The following is a 20645-nucleotide window of genomic DNA, read 5'->3' on the forward strand; positions in this document are numbered from 1 at the left end:
TAACAATAAAAAATTATTACTACTATCCATCATGACGGGGGTAGGCCATACGCTTATTTCTCGCCTTACTGTCTGTAAATTTAAGGGAATCGTTATGTCAAAAAATAAAACACCTAACCCCTGGTATATTGGGGTGGTGTCTGGAATGGCATCATATATTGATTCGGCGGCTATTGTTTCCAGTGGTACAGCCTTAGTCATTTATCAAAAAACAATGGGTATTACTGCACTACAAATTGGCATTTTATCTGGATTATTAACGCTGAGTATTGCCGCTGGGGCTTTTGGTGGCGGTCGTCTTGGAGACCGTATTGGTCGTCGTAATGTTTTTATTATTACGATGGCGATGATTTTTATCGGCACGCTGGCGCTGGCCTTTGGTTTGAACTTCCCGTTCCTGGTGCTGGGCACACTCTTGGTGGGGCTGGCGACAGGGGCTGATTTACCCGTCTCTCTGGCGACTATCTCCGAAGCGGCGAACGATGAAAACCGCGGCAAGATTATCGGCTTGTCCAATTTACTCTGGCTGGTGGGAATTGGCGCCACGATGGGGATCTCCGCTATCGTCGGCGACTGGGGGCTGATTGGCGCGCAAATCATGTATATGCACGTTGGGCTGGTGGCGGTTGTGCTGATGATCCTGCGTTGGTCTATCCCTGAGTCGCCGCTGTGGTTGGCGGCAAAGGATGAACTGCGTCGTGGCATCGCCACCGTGCGGGCGCAGAAAACCGGCTGGCGCGATCTGCTCGAAGGCAAATACCTGTGGCCGTTTATCTCGCTGTGTATCTTTTATACCTTCACCAATCTGGCGGCCAATACCGGCGGGCAGTTTGGGGCTTATGTAGCGGTAAATGTGGTGGGCATTTCGGTCAGCACGCACTCGCTGTGGGGGCTGTTGATTCTGCCAGTGAGCGTGGCGTCTGGGTTGATGTTTATGCGCGTCGTTGATACCTCAAAACGGGTTCCATTCTTTATTTTTGGCGCGGTGATGATGTCCGGTGGTTATTTCGTGCCGGTACTGTTTAATTTCTCGCCACTCTCCTGGTTCTGCTGCCTGCTGTTTACCAATATCGGCACAGGATTTGCCTTCGAAGGCATCATGAAAGTGTGGGCGCAAGAGTCATTCCCCACCATGCTACGCGCCACCGCGCAAGGAGTGATTGTCGGTGTCGCCCGTCTGACCTGCGGCTTGTTGGCGTTCGTCACTCCTGTGCTGTTGAGCGCGGGGCCGGTGGTTCTTTATTGCCTGCTGACGGCGATTGTGGCGATAGGCATGGTTATCGGCTGGCTGTGCTTCCACGGCAAGCAACGTAATGAATTTAATGCAGAAACAGAAATGGTGGCGACGCCTGATAACGGACAGGCATCGCACGATACTTTGCGGGCCAAAGCCTGAATATGAGCCACTGAGGGAAAAATTATGTTGGCAGTAGAAAAGATTACGCTCAACTATGAAACCACGCTGACGGGCTGCGAAACGCTGCCGGTTTTCGGCTGGATAATCACCAGTTCCTTGCGCGATGTACAGCAGCGTAGCTGGCGTTTGCAGCTGTCGGCGCAAGAAGATTTTGCCCAATGCCTGTTTGACAGCGGCGAAATGCACGATGACCGCTCCAGTAATATCGAATTGCCCGACGTCGCCTGCCAGCACTCGACGCGCTATTTTGTGCGGGTGCATATTACCGACAACCACGGTGAAGAGAGCGGCTGGAGCCCGGCGGCAACGTTTATTACTGGCCTGCCAGCGCAAGCGTGGCAAGGGGTGTTTATCTCGGCTGAAACGCCGCAGGATAAAGACAACTCAAAAGGCACGTTGTTGCGCCATGCGTTCAGTTTGTCCGATGGTGATGACATTGTTTCGGCGGTGGTACATGCCAGCGCGCTGGGGCTGTACCAACTGTGGATCAACGGCGAAAAAGTCGGGCGTGATGAGTTATCGCCCGGCTGGACGAGCTACCACCACCATCTGTTGTATCAAACCTGGGATGTGACCGAGCACCTGCGAGAAGGCGAAAACGTGATTGGCGCGATGGTGGGGGCGGGTTGGTATAAAGGGGATATGAGCTTCAACCGCTATCGCAACTATTACGGCCAGCAGACGGGGTTTATTTGCCATATGGTGGTGACGCTCCGCGATGGTAGCCAGCGGATAATCGCCACGGATGCACACTGGCAGGGCTGCGATGACGCTATTTTGTTTGCTGAAATTTATGATGGCGAAGTGTATGACGCACGTCGGGAGCAGCGCGGCTGGAGCGAGCCTGCGTTTAGCGCCGGGCATTGGCGTGCGGTGACGACGCTTGCGGCAGAGACGTCGGTGCTGCAACCGCAAACGGCCTGCCCGGTACAAGAAATAGAACGGCTTGCGCCGTGTTCAATCATCACGACGCCAAAAGGCGAGACGGTGCTTGATTTTGGCCAGAACCTCAGCGGCTGGGTGGAGTTTCGGGTGCGCGGTGCGGCAGGTGAGCGCGTGGTGCTGCGCCATTTTGAAGTGCTGGATGCCGAAGGCAATGTTTATCTGGCGAACCTGCGCACCGCCAAACAGTGCATTGATTACACCTTACGCGGCGATGGCGAAGAATGTTTTCACCCGCATTTTACCTTTCAGGGTTTCCGTTATGTGCTGATTGAACGTTGGCCTGGCACGCCGACGCGGGATGACTTTGTCGCGGTCGTGCTGCATTCCGCGATGATGCCGACGGGTCACATTGAAACCTCAAACGCGGATCTCAACCAACTGCATCACAACATCATGTGGGGGCTTAAGGGCAATTTCGTCGATATCCCAACCGACTGCCCGCAGCGCGATGAACGTCTGGGATGGACGGGCGATGCGCAAATTTTCTGCCGCACCGCCAGTTATCTGATGCAGACGCGCACTTTTTTTGCCAAATGGCTGACCGATCTTCAGCATGACCAAACGCCGGAGGGCGGTGTGCCGCACGTCATCCCCGATATCCTCACCGGCAAATGCGACAACGACCGCTTTTTATCCCACGGGCGCACCCATTCCGCCGCAGCCTGGGCCGATGCGGCGGTGATTAACCCGTGGACGCTGTACCTGATGTACGGCGATAAACAGACGCTGGCCCGCCAGTACGACAGCATGAAAGCCTGGGTGGAGTTTATGCATGACAACGCTGTTGAGAACCAGTGGTCGTGGAAACTGCAGTTTGGCGATTGGGTTGCGCTGGATGCCAAAGAGGGCAGCTATTTTGGCGCAACGCCGAATGAACTGACCTGCATGGCCTACTATGCGTTGTCCACGCTGCTGCTGGCGAAATCAGCCAAAGCACTGGGAAATGACGTTGATCACACCCATTATCAGGCGCTGCATATCGCGATTGTCGAAAGCTTCCGCAATGAGTTTTTTACCGCCACCGGGCGGCTGGCGGCACGCACGCAAACGGCGCATATTCTGGCGCTCTACTTCCAGTTAGTGCCGGACGCGCACCGCGAGCGCACCGTGCAAACGCTGCTGGAACTGCTGGCGGAAAATGACGGTCATCTGGTGACGGGGTTTGTCGGCACCCCCTATTTCTGTCACGCATTGAGCGAAAACGGACAGGCCGACGCGGCGTGGCAATTGCTGATGAAAGAGGACTTCCCAAGCTGGTTGTATCAGGTCAAAGCCGGGGCAACGACGATTTGGGAACACTGGGATGGCGTGAAACCGGACGGCACAATGTGGAGCCCGGACATGAACTCCTTCAACCATTATGCCTACGGGGCGATCGGTGAATGGCTGTATCGCGTGGCGGCGGGAATAAATACCGAAGAACACGCGCCGGGATTTAAATCTTCGGTACTGCGGCCTATTCCGGGCGGTGGCCTGACATGGCTGAAAGCGCGATACGGCTCGGTATATGGTGATATTGCCGTCCACTGGACGCAGGAACCGGCGCGCGATGGCTTACAGTCCATCACCCTTGAGGTAGATATTCCGCCGAATACTCACTCAATGGTGATCCTTGATGGCGCACAAACGCTGCTCGATACCGATGGCCTCGACTTCGCGCCAGTAGACGGCGGCTATAGCGCGCAGGTGGGATCGGGCCATTATCGCGTTATCTGGCAGCGCTAACCGCGTGGTTGTCACGGCAGCGTTCGCGCTGTCGTGGCAAACGAACGCTCGAATTCCTCTGTTTTCGTTTCGCTATTCGACGCATTGGCAATGGTTGCGGTCGCGATAATACTCGTGACCGTGACGACGAGAGTAATGCCGTGGCAGAAGAAAGCGACGACGACAAAACAGAAGCCCCCACACCCCACCGACTTGAAAAAGCACGGGAAGAAGGGCAAGTCCCCCGATCCAAAGAGCTGACCTCACTGCTTATTTTGCTGGTGGGTGTGTGCATTATCTGGATTGGCGGGGAGTCGCTTGCCCGCAGACTGGCCGGTATGCTGTCGGCCGGATTACGTTTTGACCACAGTATGGTCAATGACCCTAACCTGATCCTCAGCCAAATCATCCTGCTGATTAAAGACGCGATGATTGCGCTGTTACCGTTGATTACCGGCGTCGTTCTGGTGGCATTAATCTCCCCGGTGATGCTTGGCGGCTTGATTTTCAGCGGTAAATCTCTGCAGCCCAAGTTCTCTAAGCTGAATCCGTTGCCGGGCATTAAACGCATGTTTTCAGCGCAAACCGGAGCGGAACTGCTCAAAGCGATACTGAAGTCCACGCTGGTGGGGAGCGTGGCCGGATTTTATCTCTGGCATAACTGGCCGGCGATGATGCGTTTGATGGCGGAATCTCCGATTACGGCGATGGGCAACGCCCTGGATTTAGTTGGCATGTGCGCACTGTTGGTGGTGCTTGGCGTTATTCCGATGGTGGGGTTCGACGTTTTTTTCCAGATTTACAGCCATCTGAAAAAGCTGCGCATGTCGCGTCAGGATATTCGTGACGAATTTAAGCAAAGCGAAGGCGACCCGCACGTTAAGGGCAAAATACGCCAAATGCAGCGCGCGGCCGCGCAGCGTCGCATGATGGCGGATGTGCCGAAAGCGGACGTGATTGTTACCAACCCCACGCACTATTCGGTGGCGTTGAAGTATGACGAGAACAAAATGAGCGCGCCGAAAGTTGTTGCCAAAGGCGCGGGGCTGGTGGCGCTGCGCATTCGTGAGATTGGCGCTGAACATCGAGTCCCTACGTTAGAAGCGCCGCCGCTGGCGCGTGCGCTATACCGTCATGCTGAGATTGGGCAACAAATACCGGGTCAATTATATGCCGCCGTTGCCGAAGTGCTGGCATGGGTATGGCAGCTAAAACGCTGGCGTCTCGCCGGCGGCAAGCGTCCACCACAACCTGAAAACCTTCCGGTGCCTGAAGCACTGGATTTCATGAACGAGAAGAATACTGATGGCTAATCTGGTCGCGATGTTGCGTTTGCCCAGCAACCTGAAATCCACGCAACTGCAAATCCTTGCCGGACCGATCCTTATCCTGCTGATCCTGTCGATGATGGTATTGCCGTTGCCGGCTTTCGTCCTCGATTTGCTGTTCACGTTTAACATTGCGCTGTCGATCATGGTGCTGCTGGTGGCGATGTTCACCCAGCGTACGCTGGAGTTTGCCGCATTCCCGACGATTTTGTTGTTTACCACATTATTACGCCTCGCCCTGAACGTCGCGTCGACGCGTATCATTTTAATGGAAGGACATACCGGCGCGGCGGCGGCGGGAAAGGTGGTTGAAGCTTTTGGTCACTTCCTGGTGGGCGGTAACTTTGCGATCGGTATCGTGGTCTTCGTTATTCTCGTCATTATCAACTTTATGGTTATCACCAAAGGTGCCGGACGTATCGCCGAGGTTGGCGCGCGCTTCGTGCTGGATGGTATGCCCGGCAAGCAAATGGCGATTGATGCGGATTTGAATGCGGGTCTGATTGGCGAAGATGAAGCCAAAAAACGGCGCTCGGAGGTGACGCAGGAAGCGGATTTCTACGGCTCTATGGACGGTGCGAGTAAATTCGTTCGTGGAGATGCCATCGCCGGTATTTTGATCATGGTGATCAACGTGGTCGGCGGTCTGTTAGTCGGGGTGTTGCAGCATGGTATGAGCATGGGTAGCGCAGCGGAAAGTTATACCCTGCTGACCATCGGTGACGGGCTGGTGGCGCAAATTCCTGCGCTGGTAATCTCCACCGCGGCGGGGGTTATCGTGACCCGCGTGAGTACCGACCAGGATGTAGGCGAACAGATGGTGACCCAACTGTTCAGTAATCCTAGTGTCATGCTGCTTAGTGCGGCGGTGCTTGGTCTTTTGGGTCTGGTTCCGGGCATGCCGAACCTGGTGTTTTTGATGTTTACCGCCGCGTTACTGGGTCTGGCCTGGTGGATGCGTGGTCGTGATCAAAAAGCTCCCGATGAGCCGCAGCCGGTGAAAATGCCGGAAAACAACTCCGTGGTGGAAGCAACATGGAATGACGTACAGCTGGAGGATTCCCTGGGGATGGAGGTAGGCTACCGCCTGATCCCAATGGTGGACTTTCAGCAAGATGGCGAGTTGCTGGGGCGAATTCGCAGTATTCGTAAGAAATTTGCCCAGGATATGGGTTTTCTGCCGCCGGTGGTACATATCCGCGACAATATGGATCTGCAGCCGGCCCGCTATCGTATTTTGATGAAAGGGGTGGAAATTGGCAGCGGTGACGCCTATCCGGGACGCTGGCTGGCCATTAACCCTGGTACTGCCGCCGGGTCACTGCCGGGCGAGAAAACGGTCGATCCGGCTTTCGGTCTGGACGCTATCTGGATTGAAAGCGCATTGAAGGAACAGGCGCAGATTCAGGGCTTTACGGTTGTTGAAGCCAGTACCGTTGTCGCCACGCACCTTAATCACCTGATTGGGCAGTTCGCTGCTGAGCTGTTTGGCCGTCAGGAGGCGCAACAGCTACTGGACCGCGTCTCGCAGGAGATGCCAAAACTGACAGAAGACCTGGTCCCGGGCGTCGTGACGCTCACTACGCTGCATAAAGTACTGCAGAACTTACTGGATGAGAAAGTACCGATTCGCGATATGCGCACCATTCTCGAAACGCTGGCTGAACATGCACCGCTGCAAAACGATCCGCATGAGCTTACCGCGGTGGTACGTGTTGCGTTGGGACGCGCCATCACTCAGCAGTGGTTCCCGGGTAATGAAGAGGTTCAGGTTATCGGCCTTGATACCCCGCTCGAACGTTTGCTTCTGCAGGCGCTGCAGGGCGGCGGCGGTCTGGAACCGGGTCTTGCAGACCGACTGCTGGCCCAGACTCAGGAAGCGCTGTCCCGTCAGGAAATGTTGGGTGCGCCGCCGGTCTTGCTGGTCAACCACGCGTTGCGTCCGTTACTGGCACGCTTTTTACGTCGCAGCATTCCGCAACTGGTGGTGTTATCGAACATGGAGCTGTCTGACAACCGCCATATCCGTATGACGGCGACTATTGGAGGTAAGTAATGCGTAAATTACTGTGGTTGTTGTTTTTTCCTCTGGTAGCGCAGGCTGCCGGAGAAGGCGCCTGGCAGGCCAGCGGTATGGGGATTACTTTAAATCACCGCGGCCAGTCAGCCTCGTCTTCACCTCTGACGCCCAGCCAGCCGGTCTCGGGGTTGATGACGCTGGTGGCCTGGCGCTATGAGCTCAATGGCCCAACGCCTGCGGGTTTACGGGTACGTTTATGTTCCCAGTCCCGCTGTGTTGAGCTGGACGGGCAAAGCGGGACCACCAACGGATTCAATAATGTTCCCGCCATCGAACCGATGCATTTTGTCTGGGAAGTACCCGGTGGCGGTCGCCTGATCCCCGCCTTGCAAGTTCAGAGCAATCAGGTGATTGTGAACTATCGTTAACGCCTCCCTTCATTCCGGCCAGCAGCAGAAACTGCTGGCTGCTTCGCAATTCTAGTCCGCCTCTTTGATTAAATAGAAACACTGTTTTATAAAATAGGTGACATACGTTGCCGGACTCTTTGTGCTGTTGCCATTTCACGAATACCCCTGGCAAAAATAGAAAGGTTTCACTTGCTGTTAGCTTTTACTGTGGCCCTGTAAGGAGGCCCAATGTCAAAGCGAGGATTGCGGGGCCTCCCAATAATGTGCAGGGGTAACGGCAATGAATACACGTAAAATTGGGTTGGTTAACTATTTTGCCTACGGTTCGGGGGATTTTTTAGGCGCAGGCACCACGGCGTTAACCGCGGCCTGGCTACTCTATTTTTACACGACGTTCTGTGGCCTGACGCCAATCGAAGCAACCTTTATCTTCGCTACCGCCAGGGTGTTGGATGCCGTTGTTAGCCCATTAATGGGTTTTTTAACCGATAACTTTGGCTCCACCTGGCTCGGAAAACGCTTTGGGCGACGCAAGTTTTTTATTCTGTTGGGGATACCCTGTGTCTTTAGCTACTCACTAATGTGGGTGGGTGATATGGGGTTCTGGTACTACCTGCTCACCTATCTGATTTTTGACGTGGTCTACACCATGATTCTGGTGCCATACGAAACGCTGGTACCCGAAATGACCGATGACTTTAAACAGAAAACCAAATTCTCCGGCGCGCGCATTTCGATGGCGCAAATGTCTGCCATTCTGGCCTCATTCTTACCCGGCGTTCTGCTGACGCTGTTTGGCAAGGACAACCCCGTCTCTTTTTTCTACGCCAGCCTGGTGTTTTCTGTGCTGTGTGCACTGATGCTGACCTTCGTCTGGTTCTTTACCTGGGAACGCCCACGGGAAGAGTGGACTGAGGCGGCGCTGCGAGCCGAAGAAGAGAAGAAAAGCCTGACCTTGAGTCAGAGTATGAACCGTTTATTTGTGGAACTGAGTTCAACACTGCGCATCCGTATCTTTCGCCAGCATTTAGGAATGTATCTTGGCGGCTATATTGCCCAGGACGTCTTTAACGCCGTCTTTACTTACTATGTGGTGTTTGTGCTGATGCAGGAAGCATCGATGGCGTCAAACCTGCTGGGTACGATGGCTATCTTCCAGTTTATTGCTGTTATCGCCATGATCCCATTGTGCATCCGTTTCGGACCTGCGCCGTCTTATCGCATGGTGGTCGTCCTGTTTGGCCTCAGTTCACTCTCCTATGCGGGGCTGTATTACGCCGGATTAAGCGATGTTTATTCTCTGTTGCTATTGGTTTCCGCCGTTGCGGGTTTAGGACGCGGTGGTATCAACTACGTTCCCTGGAATATCTACACCTATATTGCCGACGTTGACGAAGTGATTACCGGTCAGCGTCGGGAAGGGATCTTCGCCGGCATTATGACGTTAACGCGTAAAGCGTCGCAGGCGGGAGCGGTGATGCTGGTGGGGATTGTGATGCAGTTGTCTGGTTTTGTCTCCGGTCAGAGCGCACAGCCCGCGGCGGTCAGTCATACCATCCTGTTAATTCTGAGCTGCGGAACGCTGATTGTTCTGGCGATGGGTTTTCTGGTTTCCTTGCGCTTCAAACTGAACCTGCAAACGCACAGCACCCTGCGCGAAGAGACAGCAAAAATGCGCGAGTCCGGGCAACCCGTGCTGGAAGGACTTTCCGCTAAAGGACGCGCGACCGTAGAGATGCTATCGGGCATGCCTTATGAATCACTTTGGGGTAACAACAATATTGGTTACCTGAATCGTAATAAACCAGCGGCACCGAAACTGGAAAAGGGTGCTGTATTGAATTCGACATTGACAGAGGTTAAGTAAATGATTGTTTATCCGGTTAAACACAGCCCATTGTTGCGCCAGCCAGAACATTTTATTGCCAGGGATGAATTAAAAGCGTTGATCAAAAAGGTGACGCATAACCTGGTCAATATTCATGACGAGACCGGCGAGTTCTTGCTACGTCTGGATGACGGACGCGTTATTGATACCAAAGGCTGGGCGGGATGGGAGTGGACGCACGGCATCGGCTTGTACGGGATGTATCAGTATTATCAGCAAACCGGCGATGCTACGATGCGCGATATTATCGACAACTGGTTTGCCGATCGCTTTGCGGAAGGTGCAACGACCAAAAACGTTAACACCATGGCACCGTTTTTAACGCTGGCATATCGCTATGAAGAGACGCGTAATCCCGCGTATCTGCCGTGGCTCGACAGCTGGGCTGAGTGGGCAATGCATGATATGCCGCGTACCCAATTCGGCGGTATGCAACACATTACGCTGGCGGAAGAAAATCACCAGCAGATGTGGGATGACACGTTGATGATGACGGTCTTACCGCTGGCGAAGATTGGCAAGTTGCTCAACCGTCCCGAGTATATTGAAGAGGCAACCTATCAGTTCCTGCTGCACGTGCAAAACCTGATGGATAAAGAGACGGGGCTGTGGTTCCACGGCTGGAGCTATGAAGGACAGCATAACTTCGCCAACGCTCGCTGGGCGCGTGGCAACAGCTGGTTAACTATAGTCATCCCGGATTTCCTCGAATTACTTGATTTGCCGGAAAGCAATGCAGTGCACCGCTATCTGGTGCAAGTTTTGAACGCGCAAATCGCGGCGCTGGCGAAGTGCCAGGATGAAAGCGGACTGTGGCACACCTTGCTGGACGACCCGCAGTCGTATCTGGAAGCCTCGGCAACCGCCGGATTTGCCTATGGGATCCTCAAAGCGGTACGTAAACGCTATGTCGGACAAGACTATGCGGCTGTAGCTGAAAAAGCCATCAGAGGCATTGTGCAACATATTTCGCCGGAAGGTGAATTGCTGCATACCTCGTTTGGTACCGGGATGGGCCACAATCTCGATTTCTACCGCAACATCCCCCGGACCTCCATGCCTTACGGTCAGGCGATGGCGATGCTGTGCCTTACCGAATACTTGCGTAAGTATTTTTGATATCGGTGTCTGATGGCGTTGCGGCTATCGGACCCGCTTGTGCGTCGTCGTCCTGCGCAGCAAACAGATGATCCATGATTTGACGCATGACTGGTGCGGCGGTGACGCCATCGCTGCCGCCGTTTTCCAGAATTAACGCTATGGCGACTTTTGGGTTCTTATATGGCGCAAATGCGGTATAGAACACGTGGTCGCGCAGACGCACGGGGATCATTTTCGCATCGTAGGTCTGATTTTCTTTCAGGCTAAAGACCTGTGATGTGCCACTTTTCGCTGCAATGCCGTAAGGCGCGGTGTGAAAGAACTTATAACCGGTACCATTTGGCTCATTCGCCATGCCGAACATCGCTTGACGCACCAGTCCCCAGTAAGGGGACGAAGCAGAGGCAATTTGTGACGGTGCTTCGGGAGCCTGATACGGCGTGATGACTTTTCCGCTCTCTTCATCACGTAGCAGGTGAGGGGCGATAACCTTGCCGTTGTTAATCAGCGCGACCATGGCTTTAACCATCTGGATCGGCGTGGCAATCCAGTATCCCTGGCCGATGCCAACCGAAATGGTATCTCCCTGATACCAGGCTTTTTTATGCACTTTCTGCTTCCATTCGCGGCTCGGGAGCAGGCCGTTATACTCCTCACCAAGATCGATGCCGGTCGGTTTGCCATAGCCAAACTGGCTGAGCATGCTGTTAATACGGTCGATCCCCATCATATACGCCACCTGATAAAAGAACGTGTCGGCAGATTCTTCAATTGCTTTGGTGACATCCAGCATACCGTGGCCCGTTTTTTTCCAGTCACGGTAATGTCGCTCCGTGCCGGGGAGCGTCCAGGTGGGGGCGCCGAAGAAACGGGTCTGCGGCGTGATCACGCCGTCCAGTAATGCTGACATCGCCATATACGGTTTGACCGTGGAGGCGGGAGGATACAACCCCTGCGTGACGCGGTTGATTAACGGCAGGTCCTTATCCTGAAGCAGCTTGTTATAGTCCTGATAGCTGATACCTTTGACAAACGGGTTGGGGTCATAGCTGGGGTTCGAAACCATTGCCAGCACGGAACCGTCATGCGGATCCTCAACCAAAACGGCGGCCCGCTGGCCCACCAACAGACTCTCAATATATTGCTGTAAATGGAGGTCCAGCGTCAGATGGATATCTTTTCCGGCAACGGGCGGCACATCTTTGATCAGGCGTACGATGCGTCCGTGGTTATCAACTTCGACCTCCTGATAACCGGTTTTCCCATGCAGTTCATTTTCATAGTAGTGCTCGATACCCTGCTTACCGATATTGTGATCGGCGGCGTAGTTCTCTGTCAGGCCTTTTTGATCCAGCGCTTTCAGGTCGTTGTCATTGATTTTTGACACATAGCCAAGGACATGCGCCAGCGCTGCGCCATAAGGGTACTGGCGGTCTTCATAGCTATTGATATTGACGCCGCTGAAATGAAACTGGTTAACCGAGAAGCGGGCGATTTCCACATCGGTCAGCGCATTTTTTAGCACGACCGGGCGATAGCGGCTGCTGGCTTTCAGCGCATGGCGAAACTGGTCAATGTCATCAGGAGTGAGGTCAATGATAGGCGTGAGCTGCCTGATCAGGGCATTCATATCACTGATTTTATAAGGTGTAACGGAAATGTCGTACCAGGTTACGTTGCGCACCAGCGGGATGCCGTTGCGATCGTAAATCATGCCACGCGTCGGGGCCACGGGCAGCATTTTGATGTCGTTTGCATTCGAGCGGGTGGTGTAATACTGGTGCTGGCAGATTTGTAAGTTGTAGAGATTGTAAATCAGGATGCCAAAGCAGATGACCACCAGGCCAAAGGCCACCAATACACGCCGCTGGAAGAGTTTTTCCTCCGCCTCAAAATCTCTGAATGTCATTGACCCGTACCCGATTAATTCGCCGCCTCATGATACGGAGGCTTAAACGGGATGACAGGCAAAAAATGTTCCATATCTCTACGGAAATGTGTCATTCCTTGTGAGTTGTTACAGATGGCCTGTTACAGAAATAAAAAAGGCCTGAGTCCGAATTTCGGAGTCAGGCCTGATAGGTGAGCTGATTTACATACGTTCTACGGTTTCGATACCCAGCGTATCCAGACCCAGCTTCAGGGTTTTCGCCGTCAACTGTGCCAGTTTCAGGCGGCTGTTACGAATCTCTTCGTTTTCAGCGCTGAGGATTGGGCAGTGCTCGTAGAAGCCGGAGAACAGACCGGCAACGTCGTACAGGTAAGCACACATCACGTGCGGCGTACCTTCACGTGCAACAACGGTCAGCGTTTCTTCAAACTGCAGCAGACGCGCTGCCAGCTGAGCCTCGCGATCTTCACTGATAATCACCTGCGCATTTGCCAGCGCGCTTTCGTCGATATCCGCTTTACGGAACACGGACAGTACGCGGGTGTAGGCGTACTGCATATACGGCGCAGTGTTCCCTTCGAACGCCAGCATATTGTCCCAGTCGAAGATGTAGTCGGTGGTACGGTTTTTGGACAGATCGGCATATTTCACCGCGCCGATACCGACCGCATTAGCCAGTTTTTCCAGTTCGTCGGCAGGCATGTCCGGGTTCTTCTCCGCTACCAGACGGCGTGCGCGTTCCAGCGCTTCATCCAGCAGATCGGCCAGTTTAACCGTGCCACCCGCACGGGTTTTGAACGGCTTGCCGTCTTTACCCAGCATCATACCGAACATGTGGTGTTCCAGCGGCACAGAGTCCGGCACATAACCGGCTTTACGCACGATGGTCCAGGCCTGCATTAAGTGCTGATGCTGACGGGAGTCGATGTAATAAAGTACGCGGTCGGCATGCAGCGTTTCATAACGGTACTTGGCGCAGGCGATATCGGTCGTGGTGTAGAGATAGCCGCCATCTTTCTTCTGAATGATTACGCCCATCGGTTCACCTTCCTTGTTCTTATACTCATCAAGGAATACGACGGTAGCGCCTTCGCTTTCAACAGCCAGGCCTTTAGCTTTGAGATCGGCCACGATGCCAGGCAGCATCGGGTTGTACAGGCTTTCACCCATGACGTCGTCACGGGTCAGGGTGACGTTCAGGCGATCGTAGGTTAACTGGTTTTGCGACATGGTGATGTCGACCAGTTTGCGCCACATCTCACGGAAGTACTCGTCGCCGCCTTGCAGCTTCACGACATAACTCCGGGCACGTTCCGCGAAGGCTTCATCTTCGTCGTAATGTTTTTTCGCATCACGGTAGAAACCTTCAAGGTCAGCCAGCGCCATCTCGCCAGCATTTTCCTGCTGCTGTTTTTCCAGCCATGCGATGAGCATACCGAACTGAGTACCCCAGTCGCCGACGTGGTTGGCGCGGATAACATTGTGACCGAGGAACTCCAGCGTACGCACCGCAGCGTCACCGATGATGGTGGAACGCAGGTGACCAACGTGCATCTCTTTCGCTACGTTAGGTGCGGAGTAATCAACCACAACGGTTTGTTTAGCCGGTTGGGTGACGCCCAGACGATCGGAAGCCAGCGCCTGCTGAACGTGCTGCGCCAGAAATGCCGGATCGAGAAAAATATTGATAAAGCCCGGGCCTGCAATTTCAACTTTGCTGGCGATCCCGTTGAGATCCAAATGAGTCAGCACCTGCTCAGCCAGTTGTCGCGGCGCCATACCCAGTTTTTTAGCGACAGCCATCATGCCGTTAGCCTGATAGTCGCCGAACTGTACTTTTGCTGACTGACGAACCTGCGGTTCGCAATCTGCAGGCGCGCCTGCAGCAATCATGGCCTGACTGACTTTTTCTGAGAGAAGAGCCTGAATATTCACCGGAATACCTTACATTTATGAAGCGGCTTAAAATGCACCGCACCAGTTTAAGAATTAAGGGCGGGAGTATACTGCAAATGCCCGTTGCCGTCAGCATTGCGAGTATCGCCAGCAGCCTGAAATATAAACATTGTCATTACGTATAATTATTCATATTGCGCTTAAGAAAATCAGCAGTTGGTTGGGGCTGCGCAACAGGGTAAATTAGCGGCTTTGAATATGGATATGAGCTTTCATTATGGCGAACTGGCAAACAGTTGCAGAACTGCATGATATTTCCGCAGATTTACCGCATTTCATTCAGGCGTTAACGGATCTTTCCACTCGCCTTGGGCTGGATATCTCATCGCTTGAAGCCGATCACATTTCTCTGCGTTGTCATCAAAATACCACCGCAGAGCGCTGGCGTCGTGGGTTTGAACAGTGCGGCGAATTGATGTCAGAAAATATCATCAATGGCCGACCGATTTGCTTGTTCAAACTCGATGAGCCAGTTTGTGTGCAACACTGGCAATTTACTATCGTAGAACTGCCGTGGCCAGGCGAAAAGCGTTATCCGCATGAAGGTTGGGAGCATGTTGAAATTGTTCTGCCGGGTGAGGTGGAGACGCTGAATGCACGAGCGCTGGCGCTGCTTTCAGATCACGGGCTGAGCCAGCCGGGCATATTTGTAAAAACCAGTTCGCCAAAAGGCGAGCGCGAGCGTTTACCGAATCCAACGCTGGCGGTCAGCGATGGCAGTGTGACGATAAAATTCCATCCGTGGTCGATTGAGGCCATTGTGGCAAGCGAACGTCAGGAGTGAGTATGGCATTACTGGAAATCTGCTGTTACAGCATGGAGTGCGCGCGCACGGCGCAGCAAAACGGCGCGGATCGCATTGAGCTTTGCTCGGCGCCCAAAGAAGGGGGCTTAACGCCGTCCTTGGGCGTCTTGCGTTCGGTTCGCCAGTATATCTCGATTCCGGTCAATCCCATTATTCGCCCGCGCGGGGGCGACTTTTGTTACACCGACGGTGAATTCGCTGCAATGCTGGATGATATTGCAATGGTAAGAGATCTGGGGTTCTCAGGGTTGGTAACCGGCATTTTAGATGCAGAGGGTGATGTCGATATGCCGCGCATGGAGAAAATAATGATCGCGGCGGGACCGCTGCACGTCACTTTTCATCGGGCCTTTGACATGTGCGCTAACCCACTCAATGCGCTAAAAAAATTAGCTGATTTGGGCATCGCCAGAGTGCTGACTTCCGGGCAAAAATCAGATGCGGCGCAAGGTTTAACAAAAATTATGGAACTTATTGCGCAGGGGGATGCTCCAATCATTATGGCCGGAGCGGGGGTTCGCGCCTCGAATTTGTCCCTGTTCCTTGATGCTGGAGTGCAGGAAGTCCACAGTTCTGCCGGAGTATGGCTGGCTTCCCCCATGCGTTATCGCAATTCGGGGTTGTCGATGTCTTCGGATGCACAGGCGGATGAGTATTCACGCTATGCAGTAGACGGGGCGGCGGTTGCGGAAATGAAAGCAATCATTGCACACCACCAGGCCAGCTGATTTTTACCGTTGCATCATGTCGCCCAATATGATGCTTGCTCGTACCAGGCCCCTGCAATTTCAACAGGGGCCTTTTTTTATCCTGCATATTTCAAGCCGCAACGGAGCTGTCTGCCTTGCTGCAAGTTGAACTATTTTGCAGAAAGAGTGCTATCAGGCAAAAATGATTACGGCTTACGTGCAATCAATACCGCGCGTAATGGGGCCGGGTAGCCTTCCACCGTTTTGCTGTGATCGTTCGGGTCGAGGAAGTCGGCCAGTGATTCGGTTATCATCCACTCGGTGCGGCGCTGCTCTTCGGTGGTGGTGACGCAGACATCAGCAATGCGCACATCAACAAACCCACATTTTTCCAGCCAGTTTTTTAACGCCAGCGCAGAAGGAATAAAGTAAACGTTACGCATCTGCGCGTAGCGATCGCCCGGCACCAGTACGGTATTTTCATCACCTTCGACGACCAGCGTTTCCAGTACCAGTTCGCCATCTTTCACCAACTGATCCTTCAACTGCCACAGGTGTTCCAGCGGTGAACGGCGGTGATAAAGCACTCCCATGGAGAATACGGTATCAAAGGCGTTGAGCGCCGGAAGCTGCTCAATACCCAGCGGCAGCAGGTGAGCGCGTTGGTCATTGCCCAGCAGTTTACGCACTGCCTCGAACTGGCACAGAAACAGCTGGGTAGGATCGATGCCAACCGCCAGATGCGCCCCCGCGCCAATCATGCGCCACATGTGATATCCACTCCCGCAGCCGACATCAAGAATGGTGCGCCCGGTGAGGTCAGACAAGTGCGGCAGAACGCGATCCCATTTCCAGTCCGAGCGCCACTCGGTATCTATATTGACGCCGTACAACGAGTACGGCCCTTTACGCCATGGCATCAGGTTACGCATCAGGGTGTCGATACGTTTGAGCTGACCGTCGCTGAGCGGCTCATCGCTTTCGGCGGTAACGCTATGCAGTAAGTCCAGGCGATGCGGCGTTAGCTCGGGCAGAAACTCGACGGCATTTGACCACTGCTTAAACAAGCCGTGCTGATCGCGCTGCCAGGTCGCGATTTGCGCCGGGAGCGTTTCCAGCCAATGGGAAAGGTGATTTTTGGCAATCAGTTGATAAAAGTTACCAAAGTCGATCATGCGCTAACCTCAGCTTTCAGTGCCACCAGAGAACCAAAGTTAAAGCACTGGAACCACAATTCGCTGTGTTCAAAGCCCGCCTGATGCAGTCTCGCTTTGTGCGTTTCGACCGAGTCGGTCAGCATCACGTTCTCCAGCATGCTGCGCTTTTGGCTGATTTCCAGCTCGCTATAGCCATTTGCCCGTTTGAAATCGTGGTGCATGTTGAACAGCAGTTCGCCAACGTTAGCGTCTTCGAAACTGAATTTTTCAGACAGTACCAGCGCGCCGCCGGGGTTCAGCCCCTGATAAATCTTATCCAACAATGCCTGGCGCTCAGGTGGCTCAAGGAATTGCAGGGTAAAATTCAGCACCACCATCGAGGCGTTTTCGATAGTAATGTTGCGAATATCGCCTTCGACAACGTCAACCGGTGTCGGCGCTTTATAGGCGTCAATATGACGGCGGCAGCGCTCAACCATGGCCGGGGAGTTATCAACGGCAATAATTTTGCAATTCTCGTGATGAATATTGCGACGCACCGAGAGCGTCGCCGCGCCCAGAGAACAGCCCAGATCGTAGACCTGTGTGTTGGGCTGTACGAAACGTTCGGCCAACATCCCAATCATAGAAATGATATTGGAATAGCCAGGAACGGATCGTTGGATCATATCCGGGAAGACTTCAGCTACCCGTTCATCAAAGGTCCAGTCACCCAGACTGGCGATAGGCGCAGAAAAAAGCGTGTCGCGGTGAGACATAACGTAAAAATCCGGGAAAAATAAAGTGGCGTATTGTGCGCTAATGCAGGGAGAAAACCAACTCCCAGGGCATATACCAAAGATTCGCCAGCACCATTAGCAACAGCGAACACCAGGTCGCGCTCATGCCTGAACGGCGCCAGCGGAAAAGCCGGTGATGGAATCCGTAATAATGCATCAATCGTCCGGCAATCAAAATCAGCCCGCAAATATGCACCATCCACGTTTCTGCGCCGTTCATTTCCATAAATAACAGCAGCACCAATGCGACGGGAATATATTCCACCGCATTACCGTGAATGCGGATAGCGCTTTGTAGTTCGCTAAAACCTCCGTCACCATATGCAACGCGGTATTGCATGCGCAGGCGAACGACGTCAAAGGAGAACTTAATTAACAATAACGCACCCAATACGGCATAAAGCGCGCTTACCATACAAACTCCCTTTTAAAATGGCTGATGGCATTGACTATGATAGGTGGCATTTTCAGAAAAGAGAAGATTGCTGTGGAATAGACGGAGCTGATCCGATCTCTGGCAGGGCGCTGCGTAAATTTGCCCATAGCGTATCGACAAGCTCCGGGGCTTGCGCGATATCCGGGGTATGTAAAAACAGATACGGCGTTGTGGTTTGTTGCCATTGCGACAGCTTGGTCAGCCAGACGGCAAAAAGCGCGCTGTTTTGTGCCATATTATCGCTGCCGATAAAGCGTACCATCGGATGGTTTGCCGTCACCACCGCATGCACCGGAACCTTTGGCTTCTTGCGCTGGGCGTCGCGTATCGCTTCAGTATGTGGTATGGCGGCATGTACCGGTCGACTGTCCAGAATCACCCGATTTACCCCGCGCTCATGTAGGCCACGATTGAATAGCTGCTCTGTTTCGCCTTTGGCAAAAAAGTCCGGATGGCGAACTTCCACACCGTAGGTAAAGGATTTGGGGAGCGCATCAAGAAACTGCCACAAGGCAGGCAGGTCGTGCGGGCCAAAAGTCGCGGGTAATTGCAGCCAGTATTGTCCAATGCGTGATTCAAGTGGCGACATGCGCGTGAAAAACTCATGCACCAGGTCATCGCAATTACGCAGCGCGGCCTGATGCGAAATGGTGGCCGGAAACTTAAAACAAAATCGAAACGCATCGGTAGTCTGCGCATGCCAGCGGGTCACAATGTCGGCTTTTGGCAGCGCGTACAGCGTGGTATTGCCCTCCACACAGTTAACATGACGGGCGTTAGGGGTTAACTTACTGATTTTAATAATCCTCCCGTACTGCTCTCGTGGCTATGGGGCATCAATGGGGCAAAATCTGCCAGCTTCTGATTCAGCATTGCGATCTGCTCTGCGCTGCTGTCAGCCATCCATGCACCGTAAACATTGAACACCATCTGCGCGCTCGCATGCCCCATCTGACTGGCAATAAAACTCGGGTTTGCACCAGCAGATAATGACCAGCACGCATAGGTATGTCGTGACTGGTATGCCTTTCTGTGTCTGATCCCCGCGCGCTTAAGTGCCGCTTCCCATGAGTCGCCTACTGAATCGACCCGGTAGATAAATCCGACCTGCTTACTGCGTCTGACCACATGCGGGTTAAAGACGAATGTACACTCATGGTTCACCGAACGGCCGTACTCACGTAACTGAACTTCAATGTGATGTTGCCTGCCCAGCCTTGTCATCTCAGCCTGATTTTTCAGGATGCTGATTGCGGGCTGGATAAGATGCACCACCCGATCTGTGCTTGCCTCGGTTTTCGGTAGAGTGAACTCACCAAGTTTCGTATAATTACGCCTGACGGTAATTGTTCCCGCCTTCAGGTCGATATCTTCCCAGGCCAGGGAGACCAGTTCCCCGTGACGCATTCCTGTGTACACTGCTAATGACCACAGGTTTTTCGTCTGCTGATGCCGGCATGCATCTATCAGGCGAATAAATTCATCACGAGTCAGCGGATCTGGTTCTGCCCTGGCTTTTTTCAGAGGCTTAATTCCTTCGAATGGGTTCACCTCTAAGTAACCGTGATCCGCAGCAAACTGAAACATTCCGGCTATTGTCGTCATGTAATAATTCACAGTAACAACGCTTCGCCCCTTTGCTGGCTTTTTGCCGTTCCCCGGATTTTGATAACCGGTCAGCAACTCCTTCCTGATGTACAGCAATTCCTCTTTGGTTACCGTTGACACCAGTCGGTTACCTCCGATCCTTGGAACTACATTCCGTGCGACAGATTCATAGCGATTGAATGCGTTCGCACAGATTTCCATCCGTTTCAGATCCAGCCATTTCTCTTCAAGTTCTTTCACTGTAATTTCTTTTTTACTTACACCAAAAGCCTTGAGGTTAGGGGAGTCAGGAAACTGTGCTGCATAATCAAATGTTCCTGTGCGGATGGCAAAACATACCGATGTCCGCAGTTCTCCCGCTATCTTTCTGTTCTTAGCGGTGTCAGGGACACCGAGGCTTTCCCTGACACGCTTACCTTTAAAATTAAACCAGATGCGTAAAGTGCCACCGTGGTTTTCGACGCCTGTTGGATATGTGACTTTATCCATTGATACCTCCAGACGCCCAAGA

The 20645-nt window shown here is 53.2% G+C and carries 16 protein-coding genes; 9 read left to right on the forward strand and 7 right to left on the reverse strand.

What is annotated here, in order from left to right:
• Positions 1 to 94 precede the first annotated feature (94 nt).
• The 7 genes from HV243_RS10330 to HV243_RS10360 all read left to right on the forward strand — a co-directional run bounded on the left by HV243_RS10330 (position 95) and on the right by HV243_RS10360 (position 10831).
• Positions 95 to 1396, forward strand: a complete 1302-nt coding sequence (locus tag HV243_RS10330) for an MFS transporter (protein WP_016156809.1) — start codon at positions 95 to 97, stop codon at positions 1394 to 1396.
• Between the two features lie 24 nt (positions 1397 to 1420).
• Positions 1421 to 4087 (forward strand): alpha-L-rhamnosidase, encoded by a 2667-nt coding sequence (locus HV243_RS10335; protein ID WP_181603986.1) that lies wholly within the window; start codon positions 1421 to 1423, stop codon positions 4085 to 4087.
• A gap of 140 nt (positions 4088 to 4227) precedes the next feature.
• Positions 4228 to 5379: a flagellar biosynthesis protein FlhB gene (gene flhB, locus HV243_RS10340; RefSeq protein WP_016153429.1), complete on the forward strand. Its 1152-nt coding sequence runs from the start codon at positions 4228 to 4230 to the stop codon at positions 5377 to 5379.
• The gene (gene flhA, locus HV243_RS10345; RefSeq protein ID WP_053389056.1) at positions 5372 to 7450 is read left to right on the forward strand and encodes a flagellar biosynthesis protein FlhA; all 2079 of its coding nucleotides are present in this window, start codon (positions 5372 to 5374) and stop codon (positions 7448 to 7450) included. The genes flhB and flhA overlap by 8 nt, the downstream gene beginning before the upstream one ends.
• Positions 7450 to 7842, forward strand: coding sequence for a flagellar protein FlhE (flhe, locus tag HV243_RS10350; protein ID WP_016153427.1), 393 nt, complete (start codon positions 7450 to 7452; stop codon positions 7840 to 7842). The genes flhA and flhe overlap by 1 nt, the downstream gene beginning before the upstream one ends.
• Positions 7843 to 8104: 262 nt before the next feature.
• On the forward strand, positions 8105 to 9691 hold the full coding sequence (locus HV243_RS10355) for an MFS transporter (protein WP_016156807.1): 1587 nt from the start codon (positions 8105 to 8107) through the stop codon (positions 9689 to 9691).
• A complete protein-coding gene (locus HV243_RS10360) occupies positions 9692 to 10831 on the forward strand; it encodes a glycoside hydrolase family 105 protein (protein WP_047358304.1) in 1140 nt (379 codons plus the stop codon).
• On the opposite strand, the gene mrdA is transcribed toward HV243_RS10360, so the two are convergent.
• Both mrdA and argS read right to left on the reverse strand, forming a co-directional pair.
• On the reverse strand, positions 10803 to 12722 hold the full coding sequence (gene mrdA / locus HV243_RS10365) for a penicillin-binding protein 2 (RefSeq protein WP_016156805.1): 1920 nt from the start codon (positions 12720 to 12722) through the stop codon (positions 10803 to 10805). The two genes, HV243_RS10360 and mrdA, sit on opposite strands and share 29 nt — an antisense overlap.
• 183 nt (positions 12723 to 12905) lie before the next feature.
• Positions 12906 to 14639: an arginine--tRNA ligase gene (gene argS / locus HV243_RS10370; RefSeq protein ID WP_016153423.1), complete on the reverse strand. Its 1734-nt coding sequence runs from the start codon at positions 14637 to 14639 to the stop codon at positions 12906 to 12908.
• A gap of 238 nt (positions 14640 to 14877) precedes the next feature.
• On the opposite strand from argS, the gene HV243_RS10375 reads away from it, so the two are divergent.
• The gene (locus HV243_RS10375) at positions 14878 to 15444 is read left to right on the forward strand and encodes a VOC family protein (protein WP_053389057.1); all 567 of its coding nucleotides are present in this window, start codon (positions 14878 to 14880) and stop codon (positions 15442 to 15444) included.
• A gap of 2 nt (positions 15445 to 15446) precedes the next feature.
• Positions 15447 to 16193: a copper homeostasis protein CutC gene (gene cutC / locus HV243_RS10380; protein ID WP_053389058.1), complete on the forward strand. Its 747-nt coding sequence runs from the start codon at positions 15447 to 15449 to the stop codon at positions 16191 to 16193.
• Positions 16194 to 16360: 167 nt separating this feature from the next.
• Here the strand turns inward: cutC and cmoB are convergent, their stop codons facing one another.
• From cmoB to HV243_RS10405, 5 genes are read right to left on the reverse strand one after another with little or no spacing between them, the layout of a single operon-like run.
• Entirely contained in the window at positions 16361 to 17329 is a 969-nt protein-coding gene (gene cmoB / locus HV243_RS10385; RefSeq protein WP_016153420.1) for a tRNA 5-methoxyuridine(34)/uridine 5-oxyacetic acid(34) synthase CmoB, read from the reverse strand.
• Positions 17326 to 18069 carry a carboxy-S-adenosyl-L-methionine synthase CmoA gene (gene cmoA / locus HV243_RS10390; RefSeq protein WP_016153419.1) on the reverse strand — a complete coding sequence of 248 codons (744 nt, stop codon included), beginning with the start codon at positions 18067 to 18069 and terminating at the stop codon, positions 17326 to 17328. The genes cmoB and cmoA overlap by 4 nt, the downstream gene beginning before the upstream one ends.
• A gap of 40 nt (positions 18070 to 18109) precedes the next feature.
• Positions 18110 to 18505 (reverse strand): MAPEG family protein, encoded by a 396-nt coding sequence (locus HV243_RS10395; protein WP_016153418.1) that lies wholly within the window; start codon positions 18503 to 18505, stop codon positions 18110 to 18112.
• A 52-nt stretch (positions 18506 to 18557) separates the two neighbouring features.
• Positions 18558 to 19331: a DUF72 domain-containing protein gene (locus HV243_RS10400; RefSeq protein ID WP_181604069.1), complete on the reverse strand. Its 774-nt coding sequence runs from the start codon at positions 19329 to 19331 to the stop codon at positions 18558 to 18560.
• Entirely contained in the window at positions 19310 to 20623 is a 1314-nt protein-coding gene (locus HV243_RS10405; RefSeq protein WP_181603987.1) for a site-specific integrase, read from the reverse strand. Before HV243_RS10405 ends, HV243_RS10400 begins: the two co-directional genes overlap by 22 nt.
• Between the last annotated feature and the right edge of the window lie 22 nt (positions 20624 to 20645).

This window comes from Citrobacter sp. RHBSTW-00599, assembly GCF_013784065.1.
GTDB classification, from domain to species: Bacteria; Pseudomonadota; Gammaproteobacteria; order Enterobacterales; family Enterobacteriaceae; genus Citrobacter; species Citrobacter braakii.